Here is an 18,759-nt window from a genome sequence, read left to right on the forward strand (position 1 = left end):
CAATCAGTCTGCGGAGGGGAGAGGCCCGGCGGTTTCGCCGGGCTTTCTGCTTCTTGGAAGCGATTTGGCAAATTGCCAGGCCTTCTTCCATTTCGGCGTGATGATGCCGTTGGCGGCGCGGATATTGTTGATGAACTGCAGGGTCGCTGCTTCCCAGGAATATTGCATGGCGAGCTCACGCGCCTTCTGCCGCGAGGCGGAGAGGGCGGCAAGGCAGGCGATCTGCAGGTTGGCATCGAGTGCCCCGACTTCACTGTCCTCACCGATGATGTCGAGCGGGCCGGTGACCGGATAAGCTGCGACCGGAACGCCCGATGCCAGCGCCTCGAGGATAGTATTGCCGAAGGTGTCGGTGAGCGAGGGAAAGACGAAGACATCGGCCTGGGCATAGATTTTCGCCAGATCCTCACCGAATTTCACGCCGGTGAAGTGTACCTGGGGATAGCGTTGCTCCAGTTCGGCGCGCGCCGGGCCGTCGCCGACGACGACTTTCGAGCCGGGCAGGTCGAGATCGAGAAAGGCCGGCAGGTTCTTTTCCAAGGCGACGCGACCGACCGTCATGAAGATCGGACGGGGGAGGCCGAAAGGCTCGTCTTCAAGCGGCATGGGGTGGAATTGCGAGGCGTCGATGCCACGGGTCCAAGGCATCAGGTTCTTGATGCCGCGCGCCGATAGCTCGCGGGCAAGGCTCGGTGTCGCCACCATGCAACCGGCACCGCCATTGTGGAACCAGCGCACGAAGGCATAGAGCCAGCTCTGCGGGATCGGCAAGCGGGCAGAAACATACTCCGGAAAACGCGTGTGATAGCTTGTCGAGAAGGGCATGCGCTTGCGCAGGCACCAGCGCCGGGCAGTGAGCCCCAGCGGGCCTTCGGTGGCGATATGCACGTAGGAAGGATTGTGCTTTTCGATCTCGCGGGCGACGCGGCGGTAATTGGCGATCGACAGGCGGATCTCGGGATAGGTCGGGCAGGGGATGCTGTGGAAGCGCTCCGGCGTCACCATCGAAACCTCGACGCCCATCTTCGCCAGCTCGCGATTGGTGTTCTCGATCGAGCGCACGACGCCGTTCACCTGCGGATGCCAAGCGTCGGTGACGATTACCAGCCGTTCCGGCAGATTACCGGCGGCTGCGGCACTGGCCCAGCTTTCGCCGCTATAAGTGTTTGCCGGACGTTGCAACATGTCACGATTTCCATCTGCGTTGCAGTGATCTGGCAACGCTCAACCCCAAAGCGGGGTTCCGGAACGGCGATTCCCGCTTCTCTATTTTGAGGCATGACCATGATGGAAATATTACAGCCGCATGCCAGCATCTGCAGGGCCTTAGCGGCTCGATCCCCGCGAATATGTCAGCGGTCGATCGCAGTTCTCTTACGGAAAGAATGACGGCGCCGGTCATGGACCGGCGCCGTTTGGGAGGTTAAGCGGCAGCGGAAGCCGAGCTTGCTGTCGGAACTTCCGAAATCGTCTTCAGAACCTGCGAAGCGATCTGGTAGGGGCAGCCCTGCGAGTTCGGGCGGCGATCTTCCAGATAGCCCTTATAGTCGTTCTTGACGAAGGAGTGCGGCACGCGGATCGAAGCACCACGGTCGGCAACGCCGTAGGAGAACTTGTTCCACGGAGCCGTTTCGTGCTTGCCGGTCAGGCGCTTGTCGTTGTCAGGACCGTAGACGTTGATGTGGTCCATCAGGTTCTTTTCGAACTGCGCCATCAGCGCTTCGAAATAGGCCTTGCCGCCGACTTCGCGCATGTACTTGGTCGAGAAATTGCAATGCATGCCCGAGCCGTTCCAGTCGGTGTCACCGAGCGGCTTGCAATGATACTCGATGTCGATGCCATACTTTTCGGTCAGGCGCTGCAAGAGGTAGCGTGCCATCCAGATTTGGTCGGCGGCCTTCTTGGAGCCCTTGCCGAAAATCTGGAATTCCCACTGGCCCTTGGCCACTTCGGCATTGATGCCTTCGTGATTGATGCCGGCAGCGAGGCAGAGGTCGAGATGTTCTTCGACGATTTCGCGGGCGACGTCGCCGACATTCGAATAGCCGACGCCGGTGTAGTAAGGACCCTGCGGAGCCGGGTAGCCCTGCTCGGGGAAGCCGAGCGGACGGCCGTTCTGGTAGAAGAAATATTCCTGCTCGAAGCCGAACCAGGCATCTTCGTCGTCGAGGATGGTGGCGCGGGCATTCGATGCGTGCGGCGTGACCCCATCCGGCATCATGACTTCGCACATGACGAGAGCGCCGTTGGTGCGGGCCGGGTCGGGATAGATGGCAACCGGCTTCAGCACGCAATCGGAGCTGCGGCCTTCAGCCTGCTGCGTCGAGGAGCCGTCAAAGCCCCAGAGCGGAAGCTGTTCCAGCGTCGGGAATGCGTCGAATTCCTTGATCTGCGTCTTGCCACGCAGGTTCGGTACCGGAGTGTACCCATCGAGCCAAATATACTCGAGCTTATATTTTGTCATCGTGACTCTCTCAATGCTACGAAGGTGAGCAAATCCGGAGACGATCTCGGCGCGCAAGCGCATCCGACCGCCAGGGGATGACGCTTTAAAAGCATGTAGCGTGCCAGTTCAGCTGCCGGGCCAAAGAAAAATCGCGAATCAGCCAGTCGACGCGCATTTTTCTTTTTCCAAAAACAGCCCGATTTGACGGTCGAGGGCCCTATCTTCAAGCAGAAGGCGGCTTTTTCGCTTCGGAACCGGATGAAAATTGAGGCGTTAGGGCTGAAATGATGAAGTGTTGAACAAATAGGCGGAAGCTTTCGGCCTGGTCAGCATGTCGAGCGGCTATAATTACAACAATGCATATATATTGTGCAATTTGCATAAACTATGTGCATCATGCTATGGTAATGGTCCTGAATGTTGATGCGCCGTGCTGAATGGAGGCGATCTCATGCCCACCGGTTTCCATCGTGAATCCGCAACGATCTACCAGTTTCCCGTCAAGCCGATGCGGGCCACCAACCGGTTCGAACGCGCCCGGCTGATGGAGCGTGAGGCGGCCGATGTCTGCGATGCGCTCGACAGCTGCTGGTATCATGACGAGGCGGTTCGCGAGTCCGATCGGCCGAAGAAGTCCTGATTTCGAAATCCTGATTTTCCTGGCACCCGACCCGGTAAAGCGGAGTTTTGGCTCGTGCGGGGATCTAAGGCAGCGGTGCTTCCCTGGCGCGCGGTGCAGGAGATGCCGACAAGGCGGGGGCAGCGTTCGTAGGGTGTTCTCAGCGCGGGTTCAGCCGCGATCCAATCCAAGCTTTTCCTTTGCGACCAATGCGCCGTGTTCGCTGACGACGCGGGCTGCGACCTTTGCGGCGAAGCGGGCGGCGGCCAGTGCGTCCGAGGTCTCAAGGTAGCGGGCAAGGAAGGCGCCGTTGAAACTGTCGCCGGCGCTGGTGGTGTCCACCACTTTCTTCACCTTTTCGGCTGGAACGAAGGTCTCCTCGCCGGCAAAATTCAACCTTACTCCGTCTGCGCCGTTCTTGACGACGATATCGACAGCGCCCAGCGTGCGATAGCGGTGGATCGTTGCCTCGATGGAATCGTCGCCGAAATGGGCGGCCTCGTCGTCGAAGCTCGGCATGACGATCACGGAGGAGCGGGCGCCCTCGCTGATCGTCGTATGCATGACGTCGTAGCTCGACCAGAGGCGGGGACGGATGTTCGGATCGAACACGACGAGCTTGCCGGCGGCCTTGGCGCGGCGGACCTCGGCGAGCAACGTCTCAGCATCCTCATGCGGCAGGATGGCAAGGGTGATGCCCGAGAAATAGATAACGGCAGCGCTTTCCACCGCCTCGCGCAGACGATCCGGGTCGGCGGCCAGGCTGCGGGCGGCAGAGCTGTCGCGCCAATAGCTGAAGGAGCGTTCGCCGTCTTTCAGGTTGATCATATAGAGGCCGGGCGTCCTGCCCCTGATGCGGCGGATCAGGCTCGTGCCGATGCCTGATTTGTCGATGAAGGCCAGCATCTCGTCCGACATGGCATCGTCGCCGAGAGCGGTGAAATAATCGACCGACCAATCGGCGGCAAGGCAGGCGCGGGCATACCAGGCGGTGTTGAAGGTATCGCCGGCGAAGCCTTTGCGCAGCAGGCCATCGCCTGCCTGCGAGAGCTCCACCATGCATTCACCGATCGATAGAAACCGTCTGCTCACCTTGTCCTCCCGGCATGAGAGCGCTGCAGATCCAACAGGACACGCTACGGACGCTCTATCACTTTGAATTGGCGGATTATCCGCTGCTCTTCATTCGCTGATACGCGGAGCCGGGCGGAGTGACAAGCGCCGATATCACGGAAGATGAAAGCCCGCCTTCACCGACGAGGCGAAGGCGGGCTTTCAGAAGGATGCCTATTCGTGGATGGTATAGCTGCCCATCGCGCAAAGATCCTGCGTATCTTCTGTGGTTGCGAGGTTTGAGCCTTCCTCGAATTCGAAGCGCATGTCGTATTTGCAGACGGTGCGGCCATCGGCGATGGTGATATCGATGCTCTCGCCCGGATTGAGAACGTCGTCGCCGAAGACGTCTTCTTCCCATTCGCCGACGCCGGTCGGCGAACTGTAGAAGCGCGTCAGGACGGAGTTCGTTCCGTTGGTGAGCTTGAAGTTCAGATCTTCGGCATGCGACGAACCGGCGGAGGCGGCGATCATCGTGGCGGCGAGTGCGATCAAAGCTGATATTTTCGATTTCATGTAAGCGTTCCCCTGGCTTGCGATTAGGCCGAAATGGGATAGCACGCGCTCATAAAATCTTTCTTATTGGGGACTTTAGATCCAAAAATAGTCCGCTTCGTTCTGACAATGGATGGCGCATCAGGCATCCAAGGCGAAGGCCGCTCTCACGCGGCCCTCGTTCCGTTCATGGCCTGTCCATATGATAACAGGCGGCCTTCTGGCCGGGACGGACCTCCTCGGTCGGCGGCATTTCGGTGCGACAGATGTCGGTCGCCTTCCAGCAGCGCGGTGAGAAGACGCAGCCTTTCGGTGGGTTGAGCGGTGAAGGTGGATCACCCTGCAGCCGGATCCGGGTGCGCAGGCGCGCGAGCTTCGGATCCGGGATCGGCGCGGCGGAGAAGAGTGCCTGCGTATAGGGATGGGCGGGATGGTCAAAGACGGTGGCGCAGTCGCCGGCTTCGACAACCCTGCCGAGATAGAGCACCAGCACATCGTCGGAGATCAGGCGCACGACGGAAAGGTCATGGCTGATGAAGATCAGCGTCAGGCCGAACTCCTTGCGCAGCTTGCGCAGAAGCGTGATGACCTGACCCTGGATCGAGACGTCGAGGGCCGAAACCGGCTCGTCGCAGATGATGAGTTTCGGTTTGGTGACGACCGCGCGGGCAATGCCGATGCGTTGCGCCTGGCCGCCGGAGAATTCGTGCGGATAGCGGTTGATCATTTCCGGCACCAGGCCGACGGCGGTCATGATCTCGCGGACACGCTCGGTGCGCTCGGTTTTGGAGAGTTTCGGCTCGAAGACGGTGAGCGGCTCGGCGATGATGTCTCCGACCGTCATGCGCGGGTCGAGCGAGGCGATCGGATCCTGAAAGATGATCTGCATGTCGCGGCGGGCGGCGCGCATTTCCTCGTCCGACAGGTCGAGAAGGTTCCGGCCCTGCCAGAGGATGCGACCTTTCTGCGATTTCAGCAGCCGCAGGATGGAGCGGCCGAGCGTGGACTTGCCGCAGCCGGATTCGCCGACGATGCCGAGCGTGCGGCCTTCGCTGAGGTCGAAGCTGACATTGTTGACGGCAGTCAGGAAGATCGGCGGCTTGAAGAGGCCTTTCGCCGGCAGTTCGAATTGGGTCGTCAGGTTCTCGACCCTCAGAAGCGATCGTTCAGCCATGGTTGAGCAGCTCCTCGCGACGCGGGAAAGGGTGGTAACAGGCGGCGCAATGGTGCGGCGCCAGCGTTTCGAGCGGCGGCGGGCGATCGATGCAATCGTCCTGGACCTGCGAGCAGCGCGGCGAGAAATTGCAGCCCTTCGGCAGGTGCTGCAGGTTCGGCGGGCGGCCCGGGATGACGACGAGGTCGTCGACATCCTGGTCAGGGCGCGGGATCGAGGCATGCAGTGCTGCGGTATAGGGATGGGCCGGGTTGTCGAAGAGCTCGTCGACCGGCGCCTCCTCGACGATGCGGCCGGCATACATGACGGCGACGCGGTCGGCGAGGCCGGCGACGACGCCGAGATCGTGGGTGATCATGACGAGCGCCGTGTTCATCTCCGCCGTCAGGTCGTTGAAGAGATCGAGGATCTGCGCCTGGATGGTGACGTCGAGCGCCGTCGTCGGTTCGTCGGCGATCAGAAGTTTCGGCCGGGTGAGCAGCGCCATGGCGATGACGATGCGCTGGCGCATGCCGCCGGATAGCTCGTGCGGATAGAGGTGGAAGCGCCGCGTCGGGTCGGGAATGCCGACGCGTTTCAGCATGTCGAGTGCGGCGGCGGATGCGGCGCGCGCCGTGAGCCCACCGTGAACCTCGAGCTGCTCCGTCAGTTGCCGGGAAATCTTCAGCGATGGATTGAGGGCGGTCATCGGGTCCTGGAAAACCATGGCCATGTCTTTGCCGCGGATCTGGTCGAGTTCGCGCGGTTTCAGCGCCAGCACGTCCTTGCCTTCGAGCAGCGCCTGTCCCGTCGTTCTGCCGTTCTTGGCAAGCAGGCCCATGATGCCGAGGAAGGTCTGGCTCTTGCCGGAGCCGGACTCGCCGACGATGGCGATGCGCTCGCCGCGCTTGACCGTCAGGTTCATGTTCGAGACCGCCTTCACCTCCCCATCGGGTGTTTTGAAGGTGATCGAGTAGTCTTTGAGTTCGAGGAGGGTATCCGTCATTTAACGATCCTTCGGGTCGAACGCGTCGCGCAGGCCGTCGCCGATGAAGAGCAGGCTGAGCAGCAGGGCCACAAGGAAGCTGGCCGGGAAGACCAGCAGCCAGGGCATACTTTCCATGGCATCGGTCCCCTCGGCGATCAGCGTACCGAGCGAGGTCAGCGGCTCCTGCACGCCGAAGCCGAGATAGGAAAGGAAGCTTTCCGTGGCGATGATTTCAGGCACCGTCAGTGCTGCGAAGATCACCACCGGGCCGACGAGGTTCGGGATGATGTGCTTGATAATGATCTTGAACGGCCGCTGCCCGGATGCGCGGGCCGCCTCGATGAATTCGCGATGCTTGATCGATAGCGTCTGGCCGCGCACGATGCGGGCCATGGTCAGCCATTCCAGCGCGCCGATCGCCGCAAAGAGCAGATAGACGTTGCGGCCGAAGATCACCATCAGCAGGATGACGAAGAGGATATAGGGAAGCGCATACATGATGTCGACGAAGCGCATCATGATCGCATCCAGCCTGCCGCCGATATAGCCCGATACGGCGCCGTAGAGCACGCCGATGAAGACGGAGACGACGGTCGCCGTCAGCGCCACGGCAAGCGAGACCCGGGTGCCGTAAAGGACGCGGGCGAGAAGGTCGCGGCCGTTCGGGTCGGTACCGAAATAGTGGCCGGTTTCGATCGAGGGCGGTATGCGGAAGGCCGCCCAATCTGGATCCTCATAGTTGAAGGGAATGAACCAGGGGCCGACGAAGGCCGCAAGGATCAGCAGCGCCAGGACGAAAATCGACAGGACGGCTGCCTTGTTGCGCCCGAGGCGGCGTAGCGCATCCCTGGTGAGCGAACGGCTTTCGGGCGCAAGGCCCTCCGCCTCCAGCAGTTCCTGGGCGAGCAACTCGCGTTTTGCGGGATTGAGGATCATCGGTTTCTCACTTTCGGATCGAGCCACGCATAGGCGATATCGACGAGAAGGTTCAGGAACACGATCAGCACCATGTAGAAGATGACCGTGCCGAGAACCATGCCGTAGTCACGGTTCAGCGCTGCGTTGACGAAATAGCGGCCGATGCCGGGCAATCCGAAGATGCTCTCGACAACCAGCGAGCCGGTGAGAAGGTAACTTGCCGCTGGACCCAGATAGGAGACGACAGGCATCATGGCGGGCTTCAGCGCATGGCGCATGACTGTCAGGCGGGGACCGATGCCTTTGGCCTTGGCGGTGCGAATGAAGTTCTGATTCATCACCTCGATCATCGAGCCGCGGGTGATGCGCGAGATACGGCCGGCATGCGGCAGCGCCAGAACGACGATCGGCAGGATAAGGTATTTGATCGAGCCGTCACCCCAGCCGCCGACCGGAAACCAAGCGAGATGGATGCCGAAGACGAGCTGCAGGATGGGCGCAATCAGGAAGTTCGGCAGCACGACGCCCACTAGAATGAGCGCGCCCAGAATATAATCCGGTGCCTTGTTCTGATAGAGCGCCCCAAGACAGCCGACGGCCACGCCGACAATGATGGCAATCAGGAAGGCAGCCGTACCGATGGTGAAGGTGTAGGGCAGACCGATCATGATCTGCTGGGCGACGGTGAAATCCTCGCTGGCGAAGGAGGGGCCGAGATCGCCCCGGAGCAGGTCACCGACATAGATCAGGTACTGCTGGATGAGCGGCTTGTCGAGATTGTAGTGGATCGCAAGGTTCTTCAGGATCACCGGCGGCAATGGCCTTTCGCCATCGAAAGGGCCGCCGGGGGCAAGGCGCAAAACAAAAAAACAGACTGTCACGGCGATCCACAGAACGGGGATCGTCGACAGCAGGCGACGGAGGGCGTATTTGATCATGGTCGTGGGCCGGTCCTTCCCGCAATGCGCGGGAAGGACCGTTTTCCCTTACTCTTTCATCGACAGCCAGCGGGTGCGGTGGATGTCCTGAATATTATCGACGAAACCTTCAACCTTTGGAGAAACGACGTTCTTCGAAACATAGTAGTAGAGTGGAATGGCAGCGCTGTCGTCTAGAGCTAACTGCTCGGCCTTCTTGAAGATTTCAGCGCGCTTGCCAATGTCCCTTTCGGCGTTTCCTTCTTTGATCAGCTTGTCGTACTCGGGATTGCTCCAGCGACCGTAATTCATCGAGACACCTGTTGTTAGCAGATTCAGGAAGTTATCCGGATCGTTGTAGTCAGCGATCCAACCTGCTCGACCGATTTCTACCTGACCGCGCTGCATTTCGTCGTAGTGCACCTTGGTCTCGGTATTATAGAGTTCAACCTCGACGCCGAGCGGTTTCCACATAGAGGCGATCGCGACGGCAACGCGCTTGTGGTTGTCGTTGGTGTTGTAGCGGAGCTGCGCCTTTAGCGGATGATCCGGGCCGAAGCCGGCTTCCGTCAGCAGCTTCTTGGCTTCTGCTACCTTCTCGCTATAGGGCAGATCCTTCCAGCTGACATAGGCTGGCTGCCCATAATTGGCGGTGCCCGGCGGAACCCAGGAATAAGCGGGCGGTTCTTGGGTACCGAGGATTTGCGGACCGATCACTTCACGGTTGACTGCCATCGAAAGAGCCTGGCGCACACGCTTGTCGTTGAAGGGCGGCTTCTGGGCATTTACGACATAGTAATAACTGGCAAGAAACGGCGCGACATGGGCCTGGCCCGGCAAGTTCTTCTTCATCCACTCATACTGGTCGGTCGGGAAGTCGGTCATGATGTCGAATTCGCCGGCGCGATAGCGTTTCAGCGCGGCTTCCTGGTCTTCGAGCACGAAAAACTTCGCGCCGTCGATCTTCAGGTCCTTGGTGTCGTACCACTGGTCGTTCTTGACCGTCGTGACATGCGAGCCCGGAACCCATTCGACCGGCTTGTAAGGGCCGTTAGTGACGATGTTGCCGATCTTGACCCAATCCTGACCCTTCGCCTCGACGACATGCTTCGGCAGCGGATAGGCGGTGTAGTGCATCAGGGCATTGAGGAAATAGGGCGTGGCATTTTCGAGCGTGATTTCGAGCGTCTTGTCGTCGATCGCCTTGACGCCGAGTTGGTTGAGATCGGTGATCTCGCCCTTGTTGATCTTTTCGGCATTCTTGATGGTGAATTGCAGATAGGCATAATCAGCGGCGTTCTTCGGGTCGACGAGGCGCTGGAAGGCGAAGACGAAGTCTTCTGCCGTTACCGGCTGGCCATCGGACCACTTGATGCCGTCGCGAAGCTTGAAGGTGTAGACCTTGCCATCAGGCGAAATCGTCCAGCTTTCGGCCTGGCCTGGGATCGGATTGTCCTTGGCGTCCTCGGTGACGAGGCCCTCGAAGATGTCACCGGCGATACGGTTCTCCCAGTCGCCTGACAGTTTCTGCGGATCGAGCGACTGCGGGTCGCCACCATTGTGAATGTTCAGCGTGGCCGCATGCGCCGAAAACGCCAGCAATGTGCCAAGCATTGCAGAGGCGAGAAATTTTTTCGTGAATTGGTTCATGGTGGGTCCACCTTTCTAGGCTTTGCGCCTTTATTAGACATTTGTTCCCGGTGTTTGACCTCTTACGTGCAGGTCAGTGCGCACATTATCGCAAAGGCTTTGCGTTGCAACCCCAAATCCGGAGGGTGGAAAGGGGTTGTGGACAAGCCTATATACGTCTCCCCCTTGTCGGATCGCGACGATGCCTCGCGGCCTTCGCAGCGCCTTCATAACGGCTTCACATGGTTGTCTTTTGTTTCTTCCGCTTTAGTGTGGCGGGCGCAAACGAGGCAGGAGATGTAGCCGATGGCATTGCAGGCAGGCGGGAGTGCGGACTGGTGGCGCGGCGCGGTGATCTATCAGGTCTATCCGCGATCGTTTCAGGATACCAACAGCGACGGGCTCGGCGATCTCAGGGGAATCACCCGCCGGCTGCCGCATATTGCCAGCCTCGGCGTCGACGCGATCTGGCTCTCGCCCTTCTTCAAGTCGCCGATGGCCGATATGGGCTACGACGTTTCCGATTATTGCGATGTCGATCCGATCTTCGGGACGCTCGCCGATTTCGACGAGATGATGGCCGAGGCACACAGGCTCGGCATCAAGGTCGTCATCGACCAGGTGATCTCGCACACATCAGACCGGCATCCCTGGTTCGTCGAGAGCCGGTCGAGCCGGACCAATTCCAAGGCGGATTGGTATGTCTGGGCCGATCCGAAGCCTGACGGTACGGCGCCGAACAACTGGCTGTCGATCTTCGGCGGACCGGGCTGGGAATGGGATGGCGTGCGTCGCCAATATTACCAGCATAATTTCCTGACCTCACAGCCGGACCTCAACTTCCACAGCAAGGCAGTGCAGGATGCGGTACTGGAGACAGTGAGGTTCTGGCTCGACCGCGGCGTCGACGGCTTCCGGCTGGACACAGTGAACTATTATTTCTGCGACAAGCAGCTCAGGAGCAATCCGCCGCACGAGCCGGACGAGGACGACGCAGGCCTCGATGCGCCCGACACCAACCCCTACGGCATGCAGAACCATCTCTACGACAAGACGCAGCCGGAAAATGTCGATTTCCTCAAGCGCTTCCGGGCGCTGCTCGACCAATACGAAGATCGCACGACCGTCGGCGAAGTCGGCGACGGCGCGCGTTCGCTGAAGACGGTCGGCGCCTATACGAGCGGCGGCGACAAGCTGCACATGTGCTACACATTCGATCTGCTCGGACCGGATTTCACCGCCGTGCATATTCGCGGCTGCGTCGAGGCTTTTCAGAAAGCGGTGACCGACGGCTGGGTCTGCTGGGCTTTTTCCAACCACGACGTCATGCGCCATGTCAGCCGCTTTGCGCGGACGGAGGAAGAGCGGCCCGTCATCGCCATGCTGGCGATCTCGGTGCTTGCGGCGCTGCGCGGCTCGATCTGCCTCTATCAAGGCGAGGAACTCGGGCTTCCGGAGGCCGAACTCGCCTTCGAGGATCTGCGTGACCCCTATGGCATCCGCTTCTGGCCGGCCTTCAAGGGCCGCGACGGATGCCGCACGCCAATGCCCTGGGAGGCGGGCAAAGCGCATGCGGGCTTCACCTCGGCGGAAAAGAGCTGGCTGCCGGTGCCTTACGAGCAGGCAGCACTTTCGGTGGATATGCAGGAGGCAAGCGACGGCTCGGTGCTGCATCACTACCGCAGGACGCTTGCTTTCCGGAGGAGCCATCCGGCACTGATCGACGGCGATATGACCTTCATCGGCACCAACCAGGATCTGCTCGCCTTCACCCGCGAAAAGGACGGAGAAAAACTGCTCTTCGTCTTCAACCTGACGCGCGAACCGGCGGAATTCCATCTGCCTGATGGCGTAGTGCTTGAGGAACCGCTCGAGATGCCGGGCTTCGCGGCGGTGGCTGGCGTGGGATCGGTGAAGCTTGCGGCGCTCGACGGGTTTTGCGCGCGGGTTTGATGTTCTTTCTGCCGTAACCATGAAGGCAACATTCAAAGGTCGCCCACTGCGAAATCAGCCCTAGAATTGCATCACCCGATCAACGCGAACTTGTCCACGTCAACCATGCCGCGGTCGGATATTTTCAAGTGCGGAATGACCGGCAGCGGCAGAAAGGCGAGTTGGAGGAAGGGTTCCTCAAGCGTGGCGCCGAGCGCGAAGGCGGCTTTGCGCAGGTGGTGCAGTGTATCGCGGACCGTCTCATAGGGCTCAAGGCTCATCAGGCCGGCGATGGGCAGGGCGATTTCGCCGGTGACCTTGCCGTCTTCGACGACGACGAAGCCGCCCTTGATCTCGCCGAGACGGTTTGCCGCGCGCGCCATATCGTCCTCGCTGACGCCGACGACGCAGATGTTGTGGCTGTCATGGCCGACGGTGGAGGCGATCGCGCCCTTCTTCAGGCCGAAGCCCTGGACGAAGCCGTTGGCATGGTTGCCGTTCTTGCCATGGCGCTCGATGACGGCGACCTTGATGATATCATTGGCAAGATCGACCGTCGTCTCGTTGCCCCTGACCGGCAGGCGGTAGCGGCGATGTTCGGTGATGATCTTGCCCGGCATGACGCCGATGACAGGCGTTTCACCCTCGGCGACCGGCACGCCGAAATGGGCGGCGTTGACGGGCCGGGCCTTGACGCTGTCGAGGCCGATCGGAGCAACCGGTCTGCGCGAGGAAAAGAGTGCATCGGTGACCCGGCGGCCGGCGGAGAAGACCATGTCGGCGCGACAATTTTCCAGGCTGCCGAGAACCACAAGATCGGCGCGCCAGCCCGGTGCGACCAGACCGCGATCCCTGAGGCCGAAGGCGCGGGCAGCCGAGATCGAGGCGGCGCGGTAGATCGCCAGGGGCTCGACGCCGCTTGCGATCGCCGTGCGGATCATGTGATCGAGATGGCCCTGTTCGGCGATATCGAGCGGATTGCGGTCGTCGGTGCAGAGCGCCAGATAGGGCGACAGCCGCTCGGTGATAATGGGTATCAGCGCGGCGAGATCCTTGGATACCGAACCTTCACGCACGAGGATGTGCATGCCCTTGCGGATCTTTTCCAGTGCTTCGCGGGCCGTCGTGCATTCGTGCTCGGTGCGGATGCCGGCCGAGAGGTAACCGTTGAGGTCGTTGCCGGACAGCAGCGGCGCGTGACCGTCGATATGGCCGCCCTGGAAGGCCTCGAGCTTGGCCATGCAGACAGGATCCTTGTGGATCACGCCGGGGAAATTCATGAATTCGGCAAGGCCGATGACTTTCGGATGGTGGCGGTAGGGCAGGAGGCGCTCGATCGGCAGATCGGCGCCGGAGGTTTCGAGATGGGTCGCTGGAACGCAAGAGGAGAGCTGGACGCGGATGTCCATGATCGTCTCCAGCGCCGATTCGAGAAAGAATTCGATGCCGGCGCTTCCGAGCACATTGGCGATCTCGTGCGGATCGCAGATCGCGGTGGTGACGCCATAGGGCAGGACGCAGCGATCGAATTCATGCGGCGTCACCAGCGAGGATTCGATGTGCAGATGCGTGTCGATGAAGCCGGGAACGACGATCCTGCCCGAAATATCGACCTCGGTCTCGCCATCATAATTGCCTGAGGTGCCGACGATGCGATCGGCGCCGATGGCAATGTCGGAGAGGACGAGTTCGCCGGTGACGAGATCGAAGAAGCGGCCACCCTTCAGCACGATATCGGCCGGCACGCGGCCGACGCCCTGGTCGATGAGACGTTCGAGCTTGGTGGTCATGGCATTGCTCACATTGCAACCGATTCCGAAACTTATAACCGATCTGCCGCCACAAGCGAGTGCCGCAAAACGAAACCGGGCGCCGTAAGGGCGCCCGGTCGTCGACGGTCAGCGATGGTTTATTCGGCAGCAACGATCTTGCCGGCTTCCCATTTGTAGAGCGAGAAACTCTGCGAGGTCAGGTCGCCGGTTTCGCCGTAGGTGATTTTGCCGATGGCGGTCGGGATCTCCTGGCCGCCCTTCAGCGCGGTCGCGACTGCTTCCGCATCCTCGGCGCTGCCGGCCTTCTCGATGCCAGCCTTCAGCACTTCGACGGCGGCATAGGCGTTCAGGGTGAAGGCTTCGGCCGGGATGTTCTTGGCGGCGAGCGCCTCGGCTGCGGCCTTGGAGTCCGGGTTCTTGGTGGCGTCCGAGGCATTGGTGAAGATGGTGCCGGCGGCGGCATCCGTGCCGATTGCCCAGAATTCGGTGTTGGAGAGGCCGTCGCCGCCGATGATCGTCGCGTTGGCGGCGAGGTCATGCAGTTGGCGGGCGAGCAGACCGCCTTCCGGGTGATAACCGCCGAAATAGACGAGGTCGACCTTCTCGGACTTGATGCGGGTGGTGAGCGCGCTGAAATCCTTGTCGCCTGGGGTGATCGCGTCATTGACGACTTCGGTGATGCCGCCGGCGTTCAGCGTCGCCTTGAAGGCGTCGGCAAGGCCCTTGCCGTAGGCGCCCTTGTCGTTGACGATGGCGACGCGCTTGTCCTTGAAATTCTTCAGCACATATTGGGCGGCGACTTCGGCCTGCTGGTCGTCGCGGCCGCAGGTGCGCAGCACGTTGGTGAGACTGCGCTTGGTCAGGTCAGGGGCCGTCGCAGTCGGAGTGACCATCAGCACGCCGTTTTCAGCAAGCACGTCCGAAACCGGGATGGCGACGCCCGAGGTCACCGGGCCGACAACGAAACGGATACCGTCGCCGACGACCTTGTTGGCGGCGGAAACGCCCTGTTTCGGTTCGCCGGCATCGTCGGCCAGTTCGAGGACGACCTTCTCGCCGAGAATCCCGCCCTTCTTGTTGATCTCGTCGACGGCGGTCTGAGCGCCGTTCTTCACCTGATCGCCATAGGCCGCGACGGGGCCGGTCAGCGGCGCGATCAGGCCGATGGTGATATCGGCATGGGCGAGCGGCGCAAAGGCGAGTGACGCGACTAGGGTCGCCGTCAATGTCTTGAGGGTCATTGTCTGTCTCCTTGGATGGGGTCATTCGACCCACGATGAGGTGCCGCGCCGGTTTTTCCGGATCGTTCAACGACCCTCAGGCCGTGCCAAGGACGATCGATATCGGCGCGATCAATGCGCCCTCCGGCCATGTTTGGCTCGAACGGGCGCAACGCCAAGATTTCTAGGAATTTTGGTGAGATTCCGCAAGATGATAACAAAATGAAACGAAAATCGAGCCGATTCGGCGCGAATCGTCGAAAAATCATCGATCTCGGCGCCGTTTTCCATTTTTTCTTGGTGCCGGTACCCCGCGTCAGCGGCGCGCCGATGAACCCTCCCGAATTTCGCGGAAGCTCTCTATCTGTCTGACTATTCGAATTCCGCTTTGAGATTAACACTTGATTCTACCAGTTAGTGTAGAACCATTGTGCGCGCATATATTGCTGCGATGCAAAAGAGCGGTCGAAATAAACAGAGAGATATTTTCAGGAATAGAGAGCTGGATGCTCAAGCGGGTCGAAGCCAGACAGGTGCGCACCGGAATGTTTGTAGAGGCGATCGAGGGTGCCTGGCAGGATCCTCTTCTGTCTAAACGAAGATTTCTCCTGCGCCGTGAAATCGATGCCCAGAAGCTTCGCAAGAGCGGCATGACAGGTGTTATCATCAACACCAGCAGAGGCCTCGACATTGATGGCCTGCCGGGCGGCAATATCGAGATCGATACCAAGGCGGCACGCGAGACCATCCAGAAATCCGTGCAGGTGCTGGAAAGTGTTTTTGGTCGACTCCAGCACGGCGACGGGATCAGCATAGATCAGGTGGCTCCGGTGATTTCCTCGGTCTCCAAGTCGATAGATCAGAATCCCACTGTCTTTTTGAGCGTTACGCGTCTGAAATCCAGGGACGAAGCGACATTCCTGCATTCCATTTCGGTGAGTGCGCTGATGATCCTTTTCAGCCGTCATCTCGGGCTTGACGAGGCTACCGTGCAGGCGCTCGGCACGGCGGGATTGCTGCACGATGTCGGTAAACTCGAAATTCCGCTCGAGATACTGAACAAGGAAGGTCCCTTGGACGAGGACGAGATCAAGATGATCCGCGATCATCCGGAAAAGGGACACGCAATCCTGTCACGCCAGGAAGGCATATCGGAGATCGTTCTAGACGTCTGCCTCAACCATCATGAGCGTATCGACGGCAAGGGTTATCCCCGCAAGCTTTCCGAAGAGCAGGTCAGCTTCCATTCGCGCCTTGCCGCGATTTGCGACGTCTATGACGCCATCACCTCCGTGCGGCCGTACAGAGCGCCATGGAGCGCGAGCCAGGCATTGAAGTGGATGCTTGGCAATGAAGGGCATTTTGATCGCCGGCTCCTGAAGAAATTCGCCCTCTGCCTTTCCGTCGCCGCCGTGAACTGAAATCCATCCATCTTCGCAACAAAAGGGCCTGCACGGGCTTACAGCGCCGCGCCTCTTTTCTGACGCGCGACGCAGGCGCTGTTGCCGGAAGCTTGCGAGCTTTTTCAGATGTTGTTTTGCAGGATCGTCCGCAGCTTGCCGAAGAGCTCGTCGATGTGTTGCTTCTCGATGATCAGTGGCGGAGAGAGCGCGATGATATCGCCGGTGGTGCGGATCAGCAGGCCGCTTTCATAGGCTTTCAGGAAAGCGGTGAAGGCGCGCTTGGTCGGTTCGCCGGCGATCGGGTCGAGTTCGATCGCGCCGATCAGCCCGGTGTTGCGGATGTCGATGACATTGGGGCAGTCCTTCAGCGAGTGCAGAGCATCGGCCCAGTAGTCGGAGAGCTCGGCGGCGCGTGTCAGCAGACCCTCTTCCTTGTAGGTGTCGAGCGTGGCGAGTGCTGCGGCAGACGCGATCGGGTTGCCGGAATAGGTATAGCCGTGGAAGAACTCGATCATGTGCTCCGGGCCGTTCATGAAGGCATCATGGATCTCGGAGGTGACGAAGACGGCGCCCATCGGAATGACGCCATTGGTCAACCCCTTGGCGGCGGTGATCATGTCAGGCTTGACGTCGTAATATTGCGCGGCGAAGGGGGCGCCGAGGCGTCCGAAGCCGGTGATGACCTCGTCGAAGATCAGAAGGATGCCATGCTTGGTGCAGATCTCGCGCAGCTTCTGCAGGTAGCCCTTCGGCGGGATCAAGACGCCGGTGGAGCCGGCCACCGGCTCGACGATGACGGCCGCGACGGTAGAGGCGTCATGCAGAGTGACGATACGCTCGAGTTCGGTGGCGATGTCGCCGCCATGCTCGGGCTCGCCGCGGGTGAAGCTGTTCTTGCCGGGCTGGTGGGTGTGCGGCATGTGATCGACGCCGGTCAAAAGCGTGCCGAACATCTTGCGGTTGGTGACGATGCCGCCGACCGAGATGCCGCCGAAATTGACGCCGTGATAGCCGCGCTCGCGGCCGATCAGGCGGAAGCGTGAACCATTGCCCTTCACCCGGTGATAGGCGAGCGCCACCTTGAGCGCCGTCTCGACGGATTCAGAACCGGAATTGGTGTAGAGAACGTGGTTCAGGCCTTCCGGGGCGATATCGACCAGCCGGTTTGCCAGTTCGAAGGCCTTGGGGTGGCCGAGTTGGAAGGCCGGCGCGTAATCGAGTTCGCCGGCCTGCTCGCGGATCGCCTCGGTGATCTTCGGGCGGCAGTGGCCGGCATTGACGCACCAGAGGCCAGCCGTGCCGTCCAGCACCTGACGGCCGTCATGGGTCGTATAATACATGTCCTTGGCGCCGACGAACAAACGCGGCTCCTTCTTGAACTGGCGGTTTGCCGTAAACGGCATCCAGAAGGCGCGAAGATCGTTCGGTGCGTTGAGGCGGTTGGACATGCTGTTCTCCTGGCCGCTGACGGCCCTTTCCCGGGGGCTTCTCGCCCATATTTTTACTGCCCGGTCAAATTATCAGGGCTTCCCAAGGCGTCAACGGGAAAAGTCCCGGAGCCCCTCCTGACGGCAGGCTCAAGCTGCTTCGCTCGATCACGGGCGAGCGCCTCGGCGCGGTCATGCTGCAAGTCTTTCCGGTGAGGGGAGCAGGAAGAATATGGCTTTCAAGAAAAAAGCACGACCGGCAAATCGCAAATTTGCCGGTCGTGCCATTAATGTTCAGGTGCTGAAATATCGCTGCCACGCCTCCGGGAACATCCCCTTGCGGCAGGGCATCGGCCGACATTCATGTCAGCGCTATCATCAAGCGGCGGATCTATTCCTGTTTTGCACGAGGTAGATATCTTCGAGCGTTGCCAGAATTTTCATGACCGGCTCGGAGGTGCTCGAATAGTAGATGGTTTGTGCGTCCCGTCGGGTCTTGACCAGCTTTTGAGCGCGCAGTTTCGACAGGTGCTGAGAGAGAGCCGACTGGCTGAGGCCGACCTGCGTCGCCAGCACACCGACGGCGACTTCGCCCTTCACGAGGCTGCACAGGATCAGCAATCTCTTCGGGTTGGCCATGGCCGACAATAAAGCTGCCGCCACGTTCGTGTGATCGGCCAAATCAGAGGTTTCCATATGTTATCTTCCTAATGCGAAACGTACATCA

General features: G+C 60.3%; 17 protein-coding genes. 4 read left to right on the forward strand and 13 right to left on the reverse strand.

Annotated elements, in window-relative coordinates:
- Positions 1-3 precede the first annotated feature (3 nt).
- The gene (locus EEQ99_RS06815; RefSeq protein WP_063474501.1) at positions 4-1,185 is read right to left on the reverse strand and encodes a glycosyltransferase family 4 protein; all 1,182 of its coding nucleotides are present in this window, start codon (positions 1,183-1,185) and stop codon (positions 4-6) included.
- A gap of 238 nt (positions 1,186-1,423) precedes the next feature.
- Entirely contained in the window at positions 1,424-2,464 is a 1,041-nt protein-coding gene (locus EEQ99_RS06820) for a glutamine synthetase beta-grasp domain-containing protein (protein ID WP_047611346.1), read from the reverse strand.
- A gap of 433 nt (positions 2,465-2,897) precedes the next feature.
- On the opposite strand from EEQ99_RS06820, the gene gstI reads away from it, so the two are divergent.
- Entirely contained in the window at positions 2,898-3,086 is a 189-nt protein-coding gene (gene gstI / locus EEQ99_RS06825; RefSeq protein WP_063474502.1) for a glutamine synthetase translation inhibitor GstI, read from the forward strand.
- Positions 3,087-3,236: 150 nt separating this feature from the next.
- Here gstI and EEQ99_RS06830 read toward each other — a convergent pair whose 3' ends face one another.
- The 7 genes from EEQ99_RS06830 to EEQ99_RS06860 all read right to left on the reverse strand — a co-directional run bounded on the left by EEQ99_RS06830 (position 3,237) and on the right by EEQ99_RS06860 (position 10,299).
- A complete protein-coding gene (locus tag EEQ99_RS06830) occupies positions 3,237-4,157 on the reverse strand; it encodes a sugar kinase (RefSeq protein WP_127430172.1) in 921 nt (306 codons plus the stop codon).
- 195 nt (positions 4,158-4,352) lie between these two features.
- A complete protein-coding gene (locus EEQ99_RS06835; RefSeq protein ID WP_063474504.1) occupies positions 4,353-4,694 on the reverse strand; it encodes a hypothetical protein in 342 nt (113 codons plus the stop codon).
- A 166-nt stretch (positions 4,695-4,860) separates the two neighbouring features.
- Positions 4,861-5,847, reverse strand: coding sequence for an ABC transporter ATP-binding protein (locus tag EEQ99_RS06840; protein ID WP_127430173.1), 987 nt, complete (start codon positions 5,845-5,847; stop codon positions 4,861-4,863).
- Positions 5,840-6,832 carry an ABC transporter ATP-binding protein gene (locus EEQ99_RS06845; RefSeq protein WP_047611339.1) on the reverse strand — a complete coding sequence of 331 codons (993 nt, stop codon included), beginning with the start codon at positions 6,830-6,832 and terminating at the stop codon, positions 5,840-5,842. The genes EEQ99_RS06840 and EEQ99_RS06845 overlap by 8 nt, the downstream gene beginning before the upstream one ends.
- Positions 6,833-7,750 (reverse strand): ABC transporter permease, encoded by a 918-nt coding sequence (locus tag EEQ99_RS06850; RefSeq protein ID WP_127430174.1) that lies wholly within the window; start codon positions 7,748-7,750, stop codon positions 6,833-6,835. It abuts the gene before it with no gap.
- Positions 7,747-8,670, reverse strand: coding sequence for an ABC transporter permease subunit (locus EEQ99_RS06855; protein WP_047611335.1), 924 nt, complete (start codon positions 8,668-8,670; stop codon positions 7,747-7,749). Before EEQ99_RS06855 ends, EEQ99_RS06850 begins: the two co-directional genes overlap by 4 nt.
- A gap of 48 nt (positions 8,671-8,718) precedes the next feature.
- Positions 8,719-10,299 (reverse strand): peptide ABC transporter substrate-binding protein, encoded by a 1,581-nt coding sequence (locus tag EEQ99_RS06860; protein WP_097542066.1) that lies wholly within the window; start codon positions 10,297-10,299, stop codon positions 8,719-8,721.
- Positions 10,300-10,584: 285 nt separating this feature from the next.
- Between EEQ99_RS06860 and bglA the strand changes: the two genes are divergently transcribed.
- Positions 10,585-12,231, forward strand: coding sequence for a beta-galactosidase BglA (bglA, locus tag EEQ99_RS06865; protein WP_127430175.1), 1,647 nt, complete (start codon positions 10,585-10,587; stop codon positions 12,229-12,231).
- A gap of 71 nt (positions 12,232-12,302) precedes the next feature.
- On the opposite strand, the gene ade is transcribed toward bglA, so the two are convergent.
- Together ade and EEQ99_RS06875 are read right to left on the reverse strand one after the other, a co-directional pair.
- The gene (gene ade / locus EEQ99_RS06870) at positions 12,303-14,000 is read right to left on the reverse strand and encodes an adenine deaminase (protein ID WP_127430176.1); all 1,698 of its coding nucleotides are present in this window, start codon (positions 13,998-14,000) and stop codon (positions 12,303-12,305) included.
- A gap of 119 nt (positions 14,001-14,119) precedes the next feature.
- Positions 14,120-15,223 (reverse strand): branched-chain amino acid ABC transporter substrate-binding protein, encoded by a 1,104-nt coding sequence (locus EEQ99_RS06875; RefSeq protein ID WP_047611329.1) that lies wholly within the window; start codon positions 15,221-15,223, stop codon positions 14,120-14,122.
- 114 nt (positions 15,224-15,337) lie between these two features.
- On the opposite strand from EEQ99_RS06875, the gene EEQ99_RS34485 reads away from it, so the two are divergent.
- Both EEQ99_RS34485 and EEQ99_RS06880 read left to right on the forward strand, forming a co-directional pair.
- On the forward strand, positions 15,338-15,574 hold the full coding sequence (locus EEQ99_RS34485; protein ID WP_155295704.1) for a hypothetical protein: 237 nt from the start codon (positions 15,338-15,340) through the stop codon (positions 15,572-15,574).
- A gap of 134 nt (positions 15,575-15,708) precedes the next feature.
- Positions 15,709-16,623, forward strand: a complete 915-nt coding sequence (locus tag EEQ99_RS06880; protein ID WP_047614315.1) for an HD-GYP domain-containing protein — start codon at positions 15,709-15,711, stop codon at positions 16,621-16,623.
- Positions 16,624-16,727: 104 nt separating this feature from the next.
- Here EEQ99_RS06880 and aptA read toward each other — a convergent pair whose 3' ends face one another.
- Positions 16,728-18,053, reverse strand: coding sequence for an omega-aminotransferase AptA (aptA, locus tag EEQ99_RS06885; RefSeq protein WP_029867900.1), 1,326 nt, complete (start codon positions 18,051-18,053; stop codon positions 16,728-16,730).
- Positions 18,054-18,410: 357 nt separating this feature from the next.
- Positions 18,411-18,728: an ArsR/SmtB family transcription factor gene (locus EEQ99_RS06890; protein ID WP_003561417.1), complete on the reverse strand. Its 318-nt coding sequence runs from the start codon at positions 18,726-18,728 to the stop codon at positions 18,411-18,413.
- Positions 18,729-18,759: the final 31 nt, after the last annotated feature.

It is taken from the genome of Rhizobium anhuiense (assembly GCF_003985145.1).
In the GTDB taxonomy this organism is placed as follows: domain Bacteria; phylum Pseudomonadota; class Alphaproteobacteria; order Rhizobiales; family Rhizobiaceae; genus Rhizobium; species Rhizobium anhuiense.

Bases quoted from the DNA above. Each gene is read 5' to 3' on its own strand.
- EEQ99_RS06880 (WP_047614315.1), top strand. From the start codon at position 15,709: ATGCTCAAGCGGGTCGAAGCCAGACAGGTGCGCACCGGAATGTTTGTA.
- EEQ99_RS06855 (WP_047611335.1), bottom strand. From the start codon at position 8,670: ATGATCAAATACGCCCTCCGTCGCCTGCTGTCGACGATCCCCGTTCTG.
- aptA (WP_029867900.1), bottom strand. From the start codon at position 18,053: ATGTCCAACCGCCTCAACGCACCGAACGATCTTCGCGCCTTCTGGATG.
- EEQ99_RS06840 (WP_127430173.1), bottom strand. From the start codon at position 5,847: ATGGCTGAACGATCGCTTCTGAGGGTCGAGAACCTGACGACCCAATTC.
- EEQ99_RS06850 (WP_127430174.1), bottom strand. From the start codon at position 7,750: ATGATCCTCAATCCCGCAAAACGCGAGTTGCTCGCCCAGGAACTGCTG.
- bglA (WP_127430175.1), top strand. From the start codon at position 10,585: ATGGCATTGCAGGCAGGCGGGAGTGCGGACTGGTGGCGCGGCGCGGTG.
- EEQ99_RS06835 (WP_063474504.1), bottom strand. From the start codon at position 4,694: ATGAAATCGAAAATATCAGCTTTGATCGCACTCGCCGCCACGATGATC.
- EEQ99_RS06815 (WP_063474501.1), bottom strand. From the start codon at position 1,185: ATGTTGCAACGTCCGGCAAACACTTATAGCGGCGAAAGCTGGGCCAGT.
- EEQ99_RS06820 (WP_047611346.1), bottom strand. From the start codon at position 2,464: ATGACAAAATATAAGCTCGAGTATATTTGGCTCGATGGGTACACTCCG.
- gstI (WP_063474502.1), top strand. From the start codon at position 2,898: ATGCCCACCGGTTTCCATCGTGAATCCGCAACGATCTACCAGTTTCCC.
- EEQ99_RS34485 (WP_155295704.1), top strand. From the start codon at position 15,338: ATGCGCCCTCCGGCCATGTTTGGCTCGAACGGGCGCAACGCCAAGATT.
- EEQ99_RS06860 (WP_097542066.1), bottom strand. From the start codon at position 10,299: ATGAACCAATTCACGAAAAAATTTCTCGCCTCTGCAATGCTTGGCACA.
- EEQ99_RS06890 (WP_003561417.1), bottom strand. From the start codon at position 18,728: ATGGAAACCTCTGATTTGGCCGATCACACGAACGTGGCGGCAGCTTTA.
- EEQ99_RS06875 (WP_047611329.1), bottom strand. From the start codon at position 15,223: ATGACCCTCAAGACATTGACGGCGACCCTAGTCGCGTCACTCGCCTTT.
- ade (WP_127430176.1), bottom strand. From the start codon at position 14,000: ATGACCACCAAGCTCGAACGTCTCATCGACCAGGGCGTCGGCCGCGTG.
- EEQ99_RS06845 (WP_047611339.1), bottom strand. From the start codon at position 6,832: ATGACGGATACCCTCCTCGAACTCAAAGACTACTCGATCACCTTCAAA.